The organism is Tistrella mobilis, assembly GCF_039634785.1.
In the GTDB taxonomy this organism is placed as follows: Bacteria; Pseudomonadota; Alphaproteobacteria; order Tistrellales; family Tistrellaceae; genus Tistrella; species Tistrella mobilis.
This window is the reverse complement of the sequence record NZ_JBBIAB010000023.1, coordinates 28,714-44,652: the sequence shown is the minus strand read 5'-3', so window position 1 is coordinate 44,652 and position 15,939 is coordinate 28,714. Positions and strand designations below refer to the sequence as shown.

General features: G+C 68.5%; 15 protein-coding genes. 7 read left to right on the top strand and 8 right to left on the bottom strand.

From position 1 onward, the window contains the following. Positions 1-308: 308 nt before the first annotated feature. The 3 genes from WI697_RS23175 to WI697_RS23165 form a co-directional block, all read right to left on the bottom strand. On the bottom strand, positions 309-1,040 hold the full coding sequence (locus WI697_RS23175) for an amino acid ABC transporter ATP-binding protein (RefSeq protein ID WP_062761845.1): 732 nt from the start codon (positions 1,038-1,040) through the stop codon (positions 309-311). After that, positions 1,037-1,693 carry an amino acid ABC transporter permease gene (locus WI697_RS23170; RefSeq protein ID WP_062761844.1) on the bottom strand — a complete coding sequence of 219 codons (657 nt, stop codon included), beginning with the start codon at positions 1,691-1,693 and terminating at the stop codon, positions 1,037-1,039. The genes WI697_RS23175 and WI697_RS23170 overlap by 4 nt, the downstream gene beginning before the upstream one ends. Before the next feature lie 130 nt (positions 1,694-1,823). Next, positions 1,824-2,570 carry a substrate-binding periplasmic protein gene (locus WI697_RS23165; protein ID WP_345960068.1) on the bottom strand — a complete coding sequence of 249 codons (747 nt, stop codon included), beginning with the start codon at positions 2,568-2,570 and terminating at the stop codon, positions 1,824-1,826. 357 nt (positions 2,571-2,927) lie between these two features. Between WI697_RS23165 and WI697_RS23160 the strand changes: the two genes are divergently transcribed. The 3 genes from WI697_RS23160 (at position 2,928) to WI697_RS23150 (ending at position 5,725) form a co-directional block, all read left to right on the top strand. Further along, the gene (locus tag WI697_RS23160; RefSeq protein WP_062761842.1) at positions 2,928-3,557 is read left to right on the top strand and encodes a helix-turn-helix domain-containing protein; all 630 of its coding nucleotides are present in this window, start codon (positions 2,928-2,930) and stop codon (positions 3,555-3,557) included. Positions 3,558-3,658: 101 nt separating this feature from the next. Continuing rightward, the gene (locus WI697_RS23155; RefSeq protein ID WP_345960067.1) at positions 3,659-4,537 is read left to right on the top strand and encodes an HpcH/HpaI aldolase/citrate lyase family protein; all 879 of its coding nucleotides are present in this window, start codon (positions 3,659-3,661) and stop codon (positions 4,535-4,537) included. 312 nt (positions 4,538-4,849) lie between these two features. Then, positions 4,850-5,725, top strand: coding sequence for a DMT family transporter (locus WI697_RS23150; protein ID WP_345960066.1), 876 nt, complete (start codon positions 4,850-4,852; stop codon positions 5,723-5,725). Here WI697_RS23150 and WI697_RS23145 read toward each other — a convergent pair. The 3 genes from WI697_RS23145 to WI697_RS23135 are packed head-to-tail and all read right to left on the bottom strand — an operon-like array spanning position 5,701 to position 9,826. Continuing rightward, entirely contained in the window at positions 5,701-7,128 is a 1,428-nt protein-coding gene (locus tag WI697_RS23145) for an FGGY family carbohydrate kinase (protein ID WP_345960065.1), read from the bottom strand. The genes WI697_RS23150 and WI697_RS23145 overlap by 25 nt on opposite strands. Next, positions 7,128-8,381 (bottom strand): NAD(P)/FAD-dependent oxidoreductase, encoded by a 1,254-nt coding sequence (locus WI697_RS23140; protein ID WP_345960064.1) that lies wholly within the window; start codon positions 8,379-8,381, stop codon positions 7,128-7,130. Before WI697_RS23140 ends, WI697_RS23145 begins: the two co-directional genes overlap by 1 nt. After that, positions 8,378-9,826 (bottom strand): NAD(P)/FAD-dependent oxidoreductase, encoded by a 1,449-nt coding sequence (locus WI697_RS23135; protein ID WP_345960063.1) that lies wholly within the window; start codon positions 9,824-9,826, stop codon positions 8,378-8,380. The genes WI697_RS23140 and WI697_RS23135 overlap by 4 nt, the downstream gene beginning before the upstream one ends. Before the next feature lie 168 nt (positions 9,827-9,994). Between WI697_RS23135 and WI697_RS23130 the strand changes: the two genes are divergently transcribed. The 4 genes from WI697_RS23130 to WI697_RS23115 all read left to right on the top strand — a co-directional run bounded on the left by WI697_RS23130 (position 9,995) and on the right by WI697_RS23115 (position 13,814). After that, positions 9,995-10,750, top strand: a complete 756-nt coding sequence (locus tag WI697_RS23130) for a DeoR/GlpR family DNA-binding transcription regulator (protein ID WP_014748576.1) — start codon at positions 9,995-9,997, stop codon at positions 10,748-10,750. 67 nt (positions 10,751-10,817) lie between these two features. Then, on the top strand, positions 10,818-11,330 hold the full coding sequence (locus WI697_RS23125; protein ID WP_062761834.1) for a TRAP transporter small permease subunit: 513 nt from the start codon (positions 10,818-10,820) through the stop codon (positions 11,328-11,330). After that, positions 11,327-12,649, top strand: a complete 1,323-nt coding sequence (locus WI697_RS23120) for a TRAP transporter large permease (RefSeq protein ID WP_345960062.1) — start codon at positions 11,327-11,329, stop codon at positions 12,647-12,649. Before WI697_RS23125 ends, WI697_RS23120 begins: the two co-directional genes overlap by 4 nt. 76 nt (positions 12,650-12,725) lie before the next feature. Beyond that, entirely contained in the window at positions 12,726-13,814 is a 1,089-nt protein-coding gene (locus tag WI697_RS23115) for a TRAP transporter substrate-binding protein (protein WP_345960061.1), read from the top strand. Between the two features lie 39 nt (positions 13,815-13,853). Here the strand turns inward: WI697_RS23115 and WI697_RS23110 are convergent, their stop codons facing one another. Together WI697_RS23110 and WI697_RS23105 are read right to left on the bottom strand one after the other, a co-directional pair. Beyond that, positions 13,854-14,675, bottom strand: a complete 822-nt coding sequence (locus tag WI697_RS23110) for an ABC transporter permease (protein WP_014748572.1) — start codon at positions 14,673-14,675, stop codon at positions 13,854-13,856. Positions 14,676-14,775: 100 nt separating this feature from the next. Beyond that, positions 14,776-15,873 (bottom strand): extracellular solute-binding protein, encoded by a 1,098-nt coding sequence (locus WI697_RS23105; RefSeq protein WP_385999957.1) that lies wholly within the window; start codon positions 15,871-15,873, stop codon positions 14,776-14,778. Positions 15,874-15,939 lie beyond the last annotated feature (66 nt).

The following is a 15,939-nucleotide window of genomic DNA, read 5'->3' as shown; positions in this document are numbered from 1 at the left end:
CTCAGACAACAATCCCGTCCCGCACCCCGGTGCGGGACCAGGCCGCCATTGCGGCGGCGGCCAAGGGTGCGGCAGCACCCGCCCGGCGAGGGCCAGACAGACTCCCGGCGCGCAGCGCCAAGCCGCCATTGAGGCGGCGGCCAAGGGTGCGGTAGCACCCGCCCGGCGAGGGGCTAAACGACTCCCGCCATTGAGGCGGCGGCCAAGGGTGCGGTAGCACCCGCCCGGCGAGGGGCTAAACGACTCCCGCCATTGAGGCGGCGGCCAAGGGTGCGGCAGCACCCGCCCGGCGAGGGCCAGACAGACTCTCAAACAGGATGGGTTACGCGGCGGAGGAAGTCCTGCGTGCGTTCGTGGCGCGGATTGCGCAGCACCTCGGCCGCCGGGCCCTGTTCGACGATGCGGCCGCCATCCAGGAACAGCACCGCATCGGCAACCTCGCGGGCGAACTGGATTTCGTGGGTCACGACCAGCATGGTCATGTCCTCGTCGGCCAGAGAGCGCATCACCTGCAGCACCTCGCCGACCATTTCGGGGTCGAGCGCCGAGGTCGGCTCGTCGAACAGGATCGCGTCGGGCCGCATGGCCAGCGAGCGGGCGATGGCCACACGCTGCTGCTGCCCGCCCGACAGCGCGCCCGGATAGGCGTGGAACTTGTCGGCCAGCCCCACCCGCGCCAGCAGCGCCTCGGCCCGGGCGCGGACCTCGGTTGCAGGCTCCCGCAGCACGTGGATCGGGCCTTCCATCACATTTTCCAGCGCCGTGCGATGGGGAAACAGGTTGAAGCGCTGGAAGACCATCGACACCCGGGTGCGCAGCCCGTGAATGGCGGGCCCCTCGGCATCGACCAGGGCGCCGTCGATGGTGATCCGGCCGCGCTGATAGGTCTCGAGCCCGTTCACGCAGCGCAAGAGGGTCGATTTGCCGGAGCCGGAAGGGCCGATCAGGCAGACCACCTGGCCCTTGGCGACCTCGGCATCGATGCCCTTCAGCACCTCGTGGCTGCCATAGGATTTGTGCACGTCCTCGAAACGGATCATCGCGCCTTCCCCATCCGAAGTTCGACCCGGCGCATGACCATGTTCAGCGGGATGGTCAGGCACAGATAGAGCAGCGCCACCAGGGTGAAGACCGTCATGTTGTCGAAGGTGGACGAAGCCAGCATCTTGCCCTGCATGGTCAGCTCCGCCACCGAGATGACCGAGACCTGCGAGCTGTCCTTCAGCAGCATGACCAGGTTGTTGGCATAGGGCGGCACGACGATCCGGAAGGCCTGGGGCAGCACCACCCGGCGCATCATCAGCGGCCGGCGCATGCCGATCGATTTCGCAGCCTCGATCTGGCCCTTGTCCACCGCCTCGATACCGGCGCGGAAGGTCTCGCCGATATAGCAGGAATAGGTGAGCGCCAGACCGATCACCCCGGCCTGAAAGGCGGTGAGATCCAGGCCGATCTCGGGCATCACGAAATAGATGTAGAACAGGATGACCAGGATCGGGATGCCGCGCACGAACTCGACCAGGATCCGGGTCGGCACCGCCAGGGCCCGGACGCCCGAGGTCCGCAGCAGCGCCCAGACCAGCCCGAGCAGGGTGGCGAGGCACAGCGCCAGCAGGGTCACCGCCACGGTCCGCCACATGCCTTCGAACAGCAGCGGCATGTATTCGGCGGATCGGCTGAGGAAGTCGCTCATCGAAGATCCCTGGGTGGTGGGGAGCGGGGTGCCGGAGCGAGCGGTGGGCGGTCAGGCGGAAGCCCGCGCCGGGCCGCCGCCCGACACCCGTCCGGATCGCGTTTGTGAAGAAATTCGCAAGACGTGGCGCTCAGAGCCCGTATTTTGCGAAGATCTTCGCAAGCTCGCCGCTCTCCTTCAGCTTCGCGATCGCGGCGTTGACCTTCTCCAGCAGGGCCGGGTTCTCCTTCGAGACCGCGAGCGCCACGTCGCCGGCCTTCAGCGGCTGATAGCCATCGACCAGGCGCAGGCCGATCCCGGGGTTCTGGGCGATCTGATAGGCCACGATCGGCTTGTCGCCGAAGCCGGCCTTGATCCGGCCGAGTTTCACGTCGCGCATGATGTCGGCGATGCTGTCATAGAGCTTCACCTCGCCGAAGGTGCCGCGGGCGTTGAGCGCGTCGGCGAAGGTGGTGCCGACCTGGGCGCCGATGGTGGCGCCCTTCAGATCGTCGAGCGTGTAGTTCGCCGGCTCGTCCGCCGGCACGAACATCGCCTCGCCATAGGTGTAGACCGGGGCCGAGAAATCCACGACCTCGCGCCGCTTGTCGGTGGCGAGCATGCCGGCCGAGATCAGGTCGATCTTGCCCGTGGTCAGCGACGGGATCAGCGCCGAGAAGGCGACCACCTCGAATTCGGTGGCAAGCCCCGCCTCGGCCCCGATCGCCTGGGCCAGATCGACCATCGCGCCGGTCGGCTTCTGGCTCGACGTGTCGACGAAGGTGAAGGGCACGCCCGTGGTGGTCACGCCCACCTTCACCGTCTCCGCCGCGAAAGCCGGCGCCACCGCGCCGATGGCCAGTGCCGTGATTGCCGCGGCAAGCGTCTTCAGCCTCATGAAATGTCCCCTGTTCGTTGTCCTGCCGACCATCGCAGGGCACCGCGGCGCCGGGCTCCCCCCGACGACCGCCCACACCACCGGCTGTCCCGTGCTGGTGGCGCAGACCCCCGCCCTGCGATGCGGATCGGCTTCGGCGTTGACTGATTTTCATGGTAGTGAAATTATCGAGGGGTGCAATGAAATTGGTCAGCCGATTTCATTTTCGTGAAAAGGCCTGCACGACAGGCGATTCCGTTCGCCTGCCGCGGTGGTCACCGGCGGTCGGGGCGTTGCGGAACGCATGGTCGGGCTGGAAATTCGTGAAAAAATATGGCCCTCCTTTCAACAGAGTGAACCTGAAGGTATCCACCACCGATGACACCCCCTGAGTCGCCTCCGGCTTCCATCCCAGAGACGCCCGTCGTCGAGCCACTGACCGAAGAGGATGATCTCAGCCTCGGCCTCGCCGTGCGCCGGGCGCGTCAGGCACGGGGGCTGTCGCTGAAACAGGTGGCCGATGCCGCGAATGTCTCGGTGGGCTTTCTCAGCCAGATCGAGCGCGGGATCTCCTCGCCCTCGGTTCGCGCGCTCAGGGCGATCTGCGCCATTCTGGACGTGCCGGTGCTGGAGCTGCTGGGCGGGGGCGAGGGCGACCCGAACAACGAGGCCCGGCGCATCGTCCGCGCCGGCCAGCGCCGCCGGGTCGATTTCGGCGACAAGGGCATGGTGAAGGAATTCCTGACCGTCCACGACCAGGGCATGCTTCAGGTGATGGAGCTGACCCTCGACCCCGATGGCGGATCGGGCGAGGATGCCTACAACCACGAAGGCGAGGAATGCGGCGTGGTTCTGGAAGGCCGGCTGGAGCTGTATGTCGACGGCGCGGTCTACCGCCTGGGCGAGGGCGACGCCTTCCATTTCGAAAGCGCCTCGCCGCACAAATTCCGCAACCTCGCCAATGGCCGCACCCGGATTCTGTGGATCACCACCCCGCCGGTCTGGTGACGGGGGGACAGGGCGCCCGCAGGGTTCACCTCACGGACCGCCGGTTTGCGATGGTCTGCGCCCGCGCCTATGATCGCCCGACCATCCCGTCAGGAGCCGCCATGTCCCCCGCCCGTATCCAGCCCCCCGCCCGTATCCAGTCGCGCCGCAGCTTCATCTTCACCCCCGGCACCCGGCCGGACATGTTCCCCAAGGCGCTGGCCTCGGGCACCGATATCGTCTGCGTCGATCTTGAGGATGCGGTGGCGCCGAAGGACAAGGCCGAGGCGCGCGACAAGGCCTTCGCCTATGTGCCGGTCACCGAAGGCGACCAGCGGGTGGAGCGGATGATCCGCATCAACTGCCTGCGCACGCCCGAAGGCATGGCCGACGTCAAGGCGCTGATCGAGGCGGAACACCCGGCGCCGGCCGTGATGCTGCCCAAGGTGAAGGGGCCGGAAGAGGTCCGCAACCTTGCCGACCTGCTGGACGACTACCAGCGCCCCACCCGGCTGCATGTGATCATCGAGACCAATGAGGGCCTGGAAGCCGCGGTCGAGATCGCGACATCCAGCGACCGGATCGAGGCGCTGTTCTTCGGCGGCGTCGACATGGCCGCCGATCTGCGCTGCCGCAATGTCTGGAACGCCCTGCTCTATGCCCGCTCACGCGTCGTCCACGCCGCGGCCACGGCCGGTGTCGACGTGATCGACGTGCCCTGGCTCGACCTGGAAGACGAGGCCGGCATGATCCGCGAGGCCGAGGCCGCGGCCGAACTCGGCTTCTCGGGCAAGGGCACCATCCATCCGAAGCAGATCCCGCATATCAACCGGGTCTTCACCCCCGACGACGCCACCGTCGCCCATGCCCGCAAGGTGCTGGATGCCTTCGCCGCCGCCGATAGCGGGCTGCTGGTGGTCGACGGCAAGCTGATCGAAAAGCCGGTGCTGCGCAGCATGACCCGGATCGTCAACACCTGGGAAGCCGCGCAACGGGGTTGATGCGCGGCCCGCGCGCCGCCATACTCGGCCGATACTTCACCCGATCCTGCAACCGTCCAGGGGGCGACCGATCATGACCGCCATGGTGCCGCACATGATGTCCTGTGTCGTCCCCCCGCCGGCCATTGCCCGGGCCGGCACCCCGCCGCCGCCCGCCGGCCGCGCCGCCGCCTGACCGGCGGCCGCCCCTTTCACGACCCTGCCCGCCAGATCCTGAGCCATCCGCCCGGGTCGCCCCCGGCTGCACGTTGATGCAGGCCGGGCCGGCAGGGTTGTCGTGACATCCGGCAAAGACGGTTTTTTCCAGATCCGATGACCGGTTTCCTTCGTGCCGCGGGCCGTTTCGGCCCGACGGCGGCGTTCGTCTGCCTGTGGAGCAGCGGCGCCATCTTCATCCGGCTCGGGCTCGATCATGCGAGCCCGCTTGCCTTCCTCAGCCTGCGCTTTGCGCTGGCCCTGCTCGCCATCGCGGTGATCCTGCGCCTTCAGGGGCAGCGCTGGCCGCGGTTCCGGGCCTGGCCGCGCCTGCTTGCCACCGGCCTGCTGCTGGTCGGCGCCTATGCCGTCTGCTACATGGCGGCGATGGATCAGGGCATGACGCCCGGTGCCGTCGCCACCGTCATGGGGTTGCAGCCGGTGCTGACCCTGGTGATGACCGGGGGGGCGCGCAGCCCGCGGCGGATCGCGGGCCTTGCCCTGGCACTTGCGGGGCTCGTCGCCGTGGTCTGGCAGAGCCTCGCCGCCGCGACGCTCACCCCGGCGGGTGCCGCCCTCGCCCTCGCGGCCCTGGTCTCGATGACCGCAGGCGCCCTGCTTCAGAAGCGTTCCGCCATCGATCCGCTCGCGGCCATGCCGGTGCAATATCTTGCGGCCCTCGGCCTCTGTCTCCTGGCGCTGCCGGGCGAGGCGGTGCGGTTCGATCCGGTGCCGGCGGCGGCATTGCCACTGCTCTGGCTGGCCCTGGTGATCTCGGTCGGCGCCCAGCTGCTGTTCTACCGGCTGATCCGGGCCGGTGATCTCGTCAACGTCACCAGCCTGTTCTATCTGGTGCCGGCCGGGACCGTGCTGCTCGATTTCGCGGTCTTCGGCACGGTGCCGGCCCCGCTCGCCCTTTGCGGCATGGCGGCGATCCTGGGTGGGGTCGGGCTGGTCTTCGGCCGCGGTCAGCCGGCGGCGGCGAAGGCCTGAACCGCCGCACGCGCCGCATCGAAGCGTGCGCGCAGGCCGGGCGGCAGCGGCCGGGGGTCGATCCTCCGGCCGCGGCGCGGGGTGCCGACCGTCACCCCCGCCACCCCGGCGGCCAGGGCTGCGGTGCCGACCGCGGTCAGCTCCGGCTCGTCGGAGACGATCACCGGCCGGTCCAGGCAATCGGCCAGCATCCGGCAGAAATAGCCATTGGCGGCCATGCCGCCATCGATCGGGATCGGGTCGGTGAGCGGCTGATGCCGGGCGATCACCGCCACCACCCCGGCCATGCTGAGGGCGACCCCTTCCAGCAGCGCCTGCATCATCCGGCGCGGCCCGGTATCGAGACCAAGCCCCAGCCAGGCGCCGCGGGCCCGCCGGTCCCAATGCGGGCAGGCGAGCCCCGCCAGCGCCGGCACGAAGACCGGCCCGTCGAGCGTGGCCGGGGCGCCGTCGAAGGCGCCGATATCGTCATGGCCGGCAAACAGCCCCAGCCCCAGGGCCCAGTTGACCGCCGAGGCGGCACAATAGACCCCGCCTTCCAGCGCATGGACCGGCGCCTCCCCCGCCTTCTGCCAGGCGATGGTGGGCAAGGGCCCGTCACGGCCGGCCGCCATCCGCCGGTCGGTCACGACCAGGGCGAAGCCGCCGGTGCCGAAGGTGATTTTGCCGTCGCCCGCCTGCCGGCAGCCATGGCCGTAGAGCGAGGCCTGCTGGTCGACCAGGCTTGCGGTCAGGCGAAGGCCGGTGCCGGCCAGAGTGCCGAAATCGCCGGTGCTGGGGCCGATCGGCGGCAGCGCCTCGATCGGCACGCCGAACAGCCGGCACAGATCAGGGTCCCAGTCGCAGCTGTCGAGGTTCATGAGCGCGGTGCGCGAGGCGGTGGTGACGTCGGTTTCGAACCGCCCGGTCAGCCGGTCGCGGAAGAAGGCATCGGTGGTGCCGAGCCTGAGCCGCCCCTGCCCCGCCATCCGCCGCGCGGCGGGGACCTCGCGCAGGATCCAGGCAAGCTTGGAGGCCGAGAAATAGGGGTCGAGCGGCAGGCCGGCCCGCGCCAGCACCATATCCTCGGCCCCGTCGGCGCGCAGCCGGTCAACGACGTCGCGGGTCCGGTCATCCTGCCAGACCAGCACCGGAGAGATGGCCTCGCCGGTCGCCGCATCCCAGGCGAGGCAGCTTTCCCCCTGATTGTCGATGCCGACCGCAAGCGGCGCGCCCGCCGCCCGGGCCGCATCCAGGCAACTGCGGAGGTTCCGGATCAGCTCTTCCGGGTCGTGCTCGACATGGCCGGGGGCCGGGTGGATCTGGCGATGGGGCAGGCTCGCCACGATCCGGGTGCCGCCATCGGGCCCGACCAGCACGGCGCGGGTGGTGGTGGTGCCCTGGTCGATGGCAAGGATGGTCATCACCGCGCGTCCCAGCCGAAGGTGTAACGGCCCGACCGCACCGCCGGCAGGGCGTCGATCGGCACCAGGATCCGCCGTTCCGGCCGGCTGCGCAGGCGCTGCGACCAGATCTCCCGCCCATCATCGGTCAGGACCAGCCGTCCCGCCACCCGGCTGTCGACCCGGAACTGAATATGGTCGTGGACACGCAGGCCCGGCCTGCCCCCGGCGATCAGCTGCGGCAGGGCGAAACAGAGCGGCGCCCCCGCAACGACCACCGCAAGCCCGCCGGCCGCAGGCAGCCGGCCGGCCAGATCGAGCGCGATCGCCCGGCCGGTGCGGCGGCCCTCTTTCCAGCTCCAGCCCGCGGTTTCCACCGGGCGCAGCAGATTGCCGGCGGCAAAGACGGTCGGGTCCGAGCAGCGGCCGAATTCGTCGATCACCGGGCCGCCGGTCCGGGGATCGCGCTCCAGATGGCTGCCGGCGAACAGCGTCGCCTCGGGCCGGAAGCCGCCGGTCACGACGACGCCGTCGGTTTCGATCACCCGCTCGGCGCCGTCGGCATCGCGCAGGGTGACGGCGGTGACCCTGTCCCGCCCCTCGATGGTCCGAAGCGCGGACCCGGTCAACAGTTTCACCCCGAGCAGCCGTGGCAGCAGGCCGGCCGGCCAGCGGGCGACAGTGCCCTGGCCGGGCTCGATCATCGCCACCGGCCGGATGCCCGCCTGGACGCAGGTGATCAGGGCCGAGAACGAGACCAGTTCGGTGCCCAGCACCACCGGTCGGCTGAAGGGTTTCAGATGGTCCAGGTGCACCAGCCCCTGAAGTGCGCCGGTCGAGAGCACGCCGCCGGGCTTCGTGCCGCCGATCAGCCGCTGGGCGCGGCTGGTCTCGCGCACGCCGGTTGCCACCAGCACGCGCCGGGCGCAGATCACCCCCAGCCCCGCCTCGGGCGTGGACACATCAAGTTCAGGGCCGGAGCCCGGAGCGGAGCCCGGGCGGATCGCGACCACGGTGGTGCGGGTGCGGATCGCGACCCCGGCGGCTGCGGCGGTGCCCACCAGCCGGCGGGCATAGGCGGGACCGGTCAGCAGCCGGCGGAATTCGCGCAGGCCGAAGGGGGAATGGGCGCAATGGCGCGGAATGCCGCCGGCCTCGGCCTCGCGGTCCAGCACCAGCACCCGGTCGACGCCCTGGCGGCGCAGCTCGGTCGCGGCGGCGAGCCCGGCCGGGCCCGCGCCGATCACCACCACATCCCAATGCTCCGCGGTCATGCCTCGCCTCCCGCAGCTGCCGGTGGGGCGGTCGTCGGATCGGCCGTCATCGGTACCGCCAGCCGCCCGGCGGTAATGGCGGCCAGGGCCTCGGAACAATAGAAACCCTGGCAGCGCCCCATGGTCACGCGGGTGCGCCGCTTCAGCCCCGCCAGGCTGCGGGCGCCGGTCGGGCCATCGAGGGCGGCCTCGATCTCGCGCCGGGTCACCCGCTCGCAATGGCAGACGATGCCGCCATTGCCGGCGCATTGCCAGTCGCGGGTCTCGTGCTCAGCCAGCATGGGCATGCGCGGCCAGACCGGATCGGCGATCGCCTGGTGGCCCGCCAGCAGGCCGGCCGTCAGCCGGTGGACATGGGCGGCGGTGCCGAGTGCCGAACTCAACCCCGTGGAGCGGATGCCGCCGACGGTGACATAGCGCCGTGCGGCTTCTACCCGGATCCGGTAGTCCTTGAACTCGGTGGCGGGGCGCAGCCCGGCATAGATCGCGGTCACCTCGTGATCCTTCAGCGCCGGCAGGATCTCGGTGCCGCGGCGGATCAGCGCCTCCAGGGTTTCGGGCACCAGCCCGGCGCGCTCGCGATCCTCCTGCTCCTCGGCGGTGGGGCCGACCAGCAGATTGCCGAAGGCGGTGCGGCAGACGACGATGCCCTTGGTCACCTTGTTCGGCACCGGCAGCAGGATGTGGCCGGCAAGGGCCGCCGCCGGCTTGTCATAGACCACGAACTGGCCCTTGCGCGGCCGGATGGTGAAATCGGTGGTCCCGGTCAGCAGATCGTCCACCCGGTCGCCCCAGAGGCCGGCGGCATTGATCACCAGCCCGGCCCGCACGGTACCCCGCGGGGTTTCCAGGCACCAGGTGCCGCCGTCGAACACCCCGGCGGTGACGGGGGCGGAGGTCATCAGCCGGGCGCCGTTCTCCACCGCCTGGCGCAGATAGGCATGGGGGGCGGACCAGGGGTCGATCACATATTCCCGCGGCACGCGGAACGCGGCGCGCACCCCCGGCCCCAGCGCCGGCTCCAGCCGGCGGGCTTCGGCTTCCGTCAGCGGCTCGACATCGTCGACACCGTTTGCCCGCGCCTGGGCGATCAGATCGGGCAGGGTCGCCGCCTCTTCATCCGTCCAGGCCACGACCAGGGCGCCGGTCTTCAGCAACGGCAGGTTCAGCCGCGCGCGGATTTCCAGATACTCCCGATAGCCTTCGGCGATGCAGGCCGCCTCTACCGATCCGGGCGGGGCGTCGAAGCCGGTATGCAGGATGGCGCTGTTGCCCTTCGACGCGCCGTCGAGCACATCGGCCGCCTTTTCGATCAGCACCACCCGGGCGCCTGCCAGCGTGAAGCGGCGGGCAAGCGCGCAGCCGATCACCCCGGCGCCGATGATCGCGACGTCGAAGATGCCGTCACCGCTTCCGTGGCGGGATGCGTCACCAGCCGGGGCCATGCCTGTCCTCCTGCGGTTCAGGGCGGTCTACCCTGCGATCAGCCTGCCCTAAAATGCCCGAATGGTCAACTTAGCCACAGAATTATGACCGTTCGGGCATTCATGCCGGCACATGCACCTTGACTCGGGCATTGGCCGATGTCCTACTTTGATGAACGGAGGACGGGAATGCGACGCAGGGAACGGCAGGCGCGGATCGCGGACATGATCTGGCAGCAGGGCGAGATGTCGGTCGACGCGCTCGCCCAGGCTTTCGAGGTTTCGGCGGAAACGATCCGCCGCGATCTGGCCGGGCTCGCCAGTGACGGCGTGCTTCAGAAGGTCCATGGCGGCGCCCGCCGGCCCAAGCTTCATGCCGAGGGCAGCTTCAAGGACCGCATGGCCGAAGAGGCCGAGGCGAAGCAGGTGATCGCGGGCCGGCTGGTGCCGCTGATCGAGCCCGGCGACACGCTGTTCATCGACACCGGCTCCACCACCCTCGCCTGTGCCGAGGCGCTGGCCGGCATCGGCGGGCTGACCGTGATCACCAATTCGCTGCGCATCGCCCGGGTCTTCGGCGCGGCCCCGCAGCCGGGACGGGTCTATCTGCTGGGCGGCACCTTCATGGGCGACAACGACCAGACGGTCGGCCCGCTGGTGATCGAGCAGATCCGCGACTTCCAGGCCGATCACGCCATCCTGACGGTGGCGGCGATCGATGCCGAGGTGGGGGCGATGGATTCCAATTTCGACGAAGCCCAGGTCGCGCGCGCCATGATCGGCAATGCGCGCAGCCTGATCCTGGTGGCGGCACGGGCCAAGTTCGGGCGCAAGGCGGCCTTCCGGGTCTGCGGCCTGGACGAGGTGGACACCGTCGTCACCGATGCGCCGCCCGGCGCGATACATGAAGCCGCCCTGAGAGCGGCGGGAGCCGAGCTGATCTAGGCAAAACCGGGCGGCCGGCCACTGGGGAGGGGCAGGCCGCCTGACGAGACGGGGGACGGACTGGCCGATGCCGGCTGCAATCAGATGGTATGTGCGGGTCGTCGACCGATTGTCCGATTATGTCGGCATCGTGGCGATGGCTCTGGTCTTCGTGATGATCGGCGTCCTGCTGCTGGACGCGGTCACCCGCAACGCGCTCGACATCCCGCTGCACTGGTGTGTCGAGGTCGCCCAGTTCACGCTGCTCGCCTATTTCTTCATGGGCGGCGCGATGACGCTGAAGAATGACGATCACGTCCGCATGGACCTGATCTATCAGCATCTTTCCACGCGCGGCAAGGCGATCCTGGACCTGATCACCTCCGCCTGCCTGATGTTCTACCTGGTGGTCATGACCATCGGCTCGGTGTCGAGCCTGCAATATGCGATCCAGACCAATGAGCGCCGGTTCTCGATGTGGAACCCGTCGATGATCCCGATCAAGGCGCTGCTTGTGGTCTGCCTGGTGATCATGCTGCTCCAGACACTGTCGTTGGTGTTCAAACACATCGCGACGATCCGCCGGGTGGACGTGGCATGAGTTATGAACTGATCGCGATCCTGATGTTCGCGACGATGGCCCTGATGCTGCTTACCGGGCAGCGGGTCTTCGGCGCGATCGGCTTCGTGGCGGCAGGCGCCGCCCTGCTGCTCTACGGCAACGGCGCCGTCGAGATGCCGTTCAATGCCACGTTGAAGCTGTTCAACTGGTTCCCGATGCTCACGCTGCCCCTGTTCATCTACATGGGCTACATCCTGTCGGAAGCGGGCATCGCAGAAGATCTCTACAAGGCCTTCCACGTCTGGTTCGGCAGGCTGAGGGGCGGGCTCGCCATCGGCACGATCGTGCTGATGGTGGTGATTTCGGCCATGAACGGGCTGTCGGTCGCGGGTCTTGCGATCGGTGCCACCATTGCCCTGCCCGAAATGCTCCGCCGGGGCTATGACAAGGTGCTGATCACCGGCGTCATCCAGGGCGGATCCTCGCTCGGCATCCTGATCCCGCCGAGCGTGGTGCTGGTGCTCTACGGCATGATCGCCCGGGCGCCGGTGGGCCAGCTCTGGCTGGCGGGCATGGTGCCGGGGCTGATGATGGCGGCGATGTTCACCGCCTATGTGGTGGTGCGCTGCCGGCTGAACCCCGCACTCGCCCCCACAGTCACCGACGACGAGTTGAACATGCCGATCGGGCAGAAGCTGAAGCTGCTGCGCGCCGGCCTCATCCCCTTCGTGATCTTCTTCACGATGATGGGGCTGTTCGTGATGGGCTATACCAGCCTGGTCGAAAGCTCGGCGATCGGCGCCACCGGGGCGACCATCGCCGCCGCCCTGAAGGGCCGGCTGAACTGGCGCCTGATCAAGGAGACGTCGAAGAAGACGCTGTCGATCTCGTGCATGTTCATGTGGCTGATCCTGGCCGCCCTCGCCTTCGGGGCGGTGTTCGACGGCATCGGCGCGGCGCGGGCGATCGAATCGCTGTTCATCACCAACTGGGAACTGACCCGCTGGCAGGTGATGGCGATGATGATGGCATCTTTCATCCTGATGGGCATGTTCCTGGACGACACCGCCATGCTGGTGATCGTGGCGCCGCTTTACGTGCCGCTGGTCAAGGCGCTGGAATTCAACGTCATCTGGTTCGGCGTGCTCTACACCATCACCTGCCAGATCGCCTATATCACCCCGCCCTTCGGCTACAACCTGTTCCTGATGCGGGCGATGGCACCAAAGGAAATCACCCTGATCGACATCTACAAGTCGATCATCCCCTTCGTGATCATGATGGTGATCACCATCACCCTGCTGATGGTCTTCCCCGGGATCGCGCTCTGGCTGCCGGATCTCGTCTACGGAAAGTAGTCTTCACCCACACCCCCGACACGGCCATGGCGGGCGCATGGGGAGACATGCGCACCGCTTCCAGGAGACGAACGACATGAGCGACATCGAGAAGAAGACGTCCTCGGCCGATCCGGTCGCGGGAAGCCGGCGACAGTTCCTGAAGACCGCCGGCATCGGCGGCGCGGCGCTGGCGGCCAGCACCACCTTCGCCGCCCCGGCGGTGCATGCCCAGTCCAAGATCCGCTGGCGGCTGCAGACCTATTCGGGCGCGCCGCTGGGCGCCCATGTGATCAAGCCGCAGATCGAGGCCTTCAATGCGGCGGCCAATGGCGAGATGGAGATCGAGCTCTATTACGCCGACCAGCTGGTGCCGACGGCCGAACTGTTCCGCGCGCTGCAGAACGGCACCATCGATGCGGTGCAGTCGGACGACGCGACCATGGCCTCGCCCGCCGATGTGGCGGTGTTCGGCGGCTATTTCCCCTTCTCCTGCCGCTTCAGCCTGGACCTGCCGGTGCTGTTCCAGCGCTATGGGCTGAACGAGATCTGGAAAGAAGCCTATGACGAGATCGACGGCGTGGAATGGCTGTCGGCCGGCGCCTGGGATCCGCTGCATGTCTTCACCAAGGAGCCGATCCGCTCGCTGGCCGATATGCGCGGCAAGCGCGTCTTCGGCGTGCCGACCGCCGGCAAGTTCCTGTCGCGCTACGGCCTGATCCCGGTGACCGTGCCCTGGGACGATGTCGAGGTCGCGATCCAGACCGGCCAGCTGGACGGCGTCGCCTGGTGCGGCTTCACCGAGGCCTATGAAGTGGGCTGGGCGGATGTCTGCAATTACGCGCTGACCAACAATATCTGCGGCGCCTGGTGCGGATCCTATTTCGCCAACAGCAAGAGCTGGGAGAAGGTGCCGCCGCACCTGAAGCAGCTGTTCCTGACCACGATCGACCAGTCGCATTACTACCGCCAGGTCTGGTACTGGGGCGGCGAGGCCAATCTGCGCGTCAACGGCAAGAAGATGGAGCTGACCTCGATCCCGCGCGAGGAATGGTCGCAGGTCGAAAAGGATGCCGAACGGTTCTGGGACGAGATCGCCGCGACCAGCCCGCGCGCCGGCAAGGTGGTGCAGATCCTGAAGGATTATTCGGCCCTGATGGAGAAGGCCGGCTTCCCCTATCGCTGATCGTTCCGCCGACCGGGGGAGGAAACCTCGCCTCCCCCCTCACCCCCTGCGCCGGAGCCCGCCCAGGGCTTCGGCCAGGCCCATGACCGCACAGCAGACCGCCATCAGCACCACCGAGGCCGCGGCCGCCGCCGGCAGATCGGCGCCGGTTTCCGAGATCTTCGAGAACAGCAGCAGCGGCAGGATCTGCACCTGGGTGCCGACCAGGGCGAGCGCCGTGCCATAGGCACCGATCGCCACCGCCGCGGTCAGGCAGAAGGCGGCGATCAGTGCCGGGGTCACCTGGGGCAGCAGCACGTCGCGGAAGGCGGCGAAGCGGCCCGCGCCCAGGCTTTCGGCCGCATCCATCTGGCGCGTGTCGAAATTGACCAGAACCGGCAGCATCACCAGCACCACGCGCGGGATCAGGTAATAGCAATAGGCGAAGCCGAGCCCCGCGGGCGTGAAGATCATCGCCCCCACCACCGCCGGATCGGCGCCCAGTTCGGCCAGCAGCAGGGTGAAAAAGCCCGCGCGGCCGAAGACCAGGATGAAGCCGTAGGCGACGATAAGCCCTGAGAAGGTGAGCGGCAGGGAGAGCAGGAACAGCAGCCCCTGGCGCCGGCCCTCGGGCAGCCGCGCCAGATGCAGCGCCACGCAGAAGCCGACCACGACCGAGAGCGCCGGGGCCACCGTGCCCAGCACCAGCGTGCCCTTCAGCCCCTGCCAGAAGACCGGATCGTCGACGAGCCTGAGATAGGCGGCACCGCCCCCCTCGCCCGTCTCCCCCACCAGCACGGCGAGCGGCAGCACGAAAAACACCGCCATCGTGACGAGCGCCGGCAGCGACAGCAGGATCAGGAGCCGGGGCGGCAGGGTCATGGGGGCTGGTCCTGAAGAAGAGAGACGGTTGAAAACGCCGGCGGGCACGGCACCGGATCGGCCGGCACCGTGCCGCAGCAGGCGCGAGGACGCGGGCGGATTACTGGCCGAGCACGGCCTTGGCCCAGCCGGCATCGATGGCGGGCTTGGCATCACGCGCCTTGGCGACATCCACCGGGCGGATCTGCGGCGCCTCGGGCAGCTTCGCCAGCACCTCTTCGGGCAGCTTCACACCCGGCACCGACGGGCGCACGAACCCCTCGGCAAAGGTGGTCTGGCCCTTGTCGGTCATGATGTAGTTCAGCCAGAGCTTGCCGGCATTCGGGTTCGGGCCGTCCTTGACCAGGCTGATCGCATAGGGTGCCGCGGCCGAGGCTTCGGCAGGGATCACCACCGCGACGTCGTCGCCCATGCCGTCGACATATCTGGCCTTCAGCCCGTCATTCTCGTAGCCGATCCAGATCGGGATCTCGCCCTTCACGAACTGGGCGTAAGGCGTGGTGCCCACGGTGCGCAGCACGTTGCCGGCCTTGTGCAACCTGCCCAGATAGTCGATGCCCGGCTGGACGTCGTCCATGCTGCCGCCATTGCCGAAGGCGGCGGCGATGGTCACCACCTGGCCCTGACCGGCCGTGCGCGGATCCAGATAGACCACCGAATTGCGATAGGCCTCGCCCAGCAGATCGGCCCAGCTCTGGGGGACCTGCTTGACCAGCTTCGTATTCACCAGGAAGGCCACGTTCAGGGTGTGAATGGTGAACCACTGGCCGGCCGGATGACGGAAGGGTTCGGGCAGACGGTCGAAATTCACCGGCTTGAAATCGGCGACCACGCCCTTCTCGGCGGCATCGAGGGCCGAACCCGCGAAGTAATAGGCGGTGTCCGCCTGCGGCCGGTTGCGCGACTTGTCGAGTGCCACCACGGTCGCGGCCGAGCCCAGATCGTTATAGACGATCTCGACGCCCGGATAGCGGGCCTTGAAGGCCTTGAACTGGGCGGCCCAGTTCGCCCAGGTCGGGCCGGTGTCGAACGAGACCACCAGCCCCTCGTCGCGCGCGGCGTCGTAGAGGGCCTGCTCGCCCTGATAAAGCTCGCCGCCATCCAGCGGCTGGGCGAGGGCCGGGGTTGCGGCGGTGGTGGCGGCGAAGGTGCCGGCCGCCATCATCAGGGCGGCGGCCGTCTTCTTCCAGAGGCTCATGGTCATCGGATCGGTCCCGTTCGACTGGTGCTGTGGTCGGGTGCTGGGGGATCAGCGTGCAGGGAG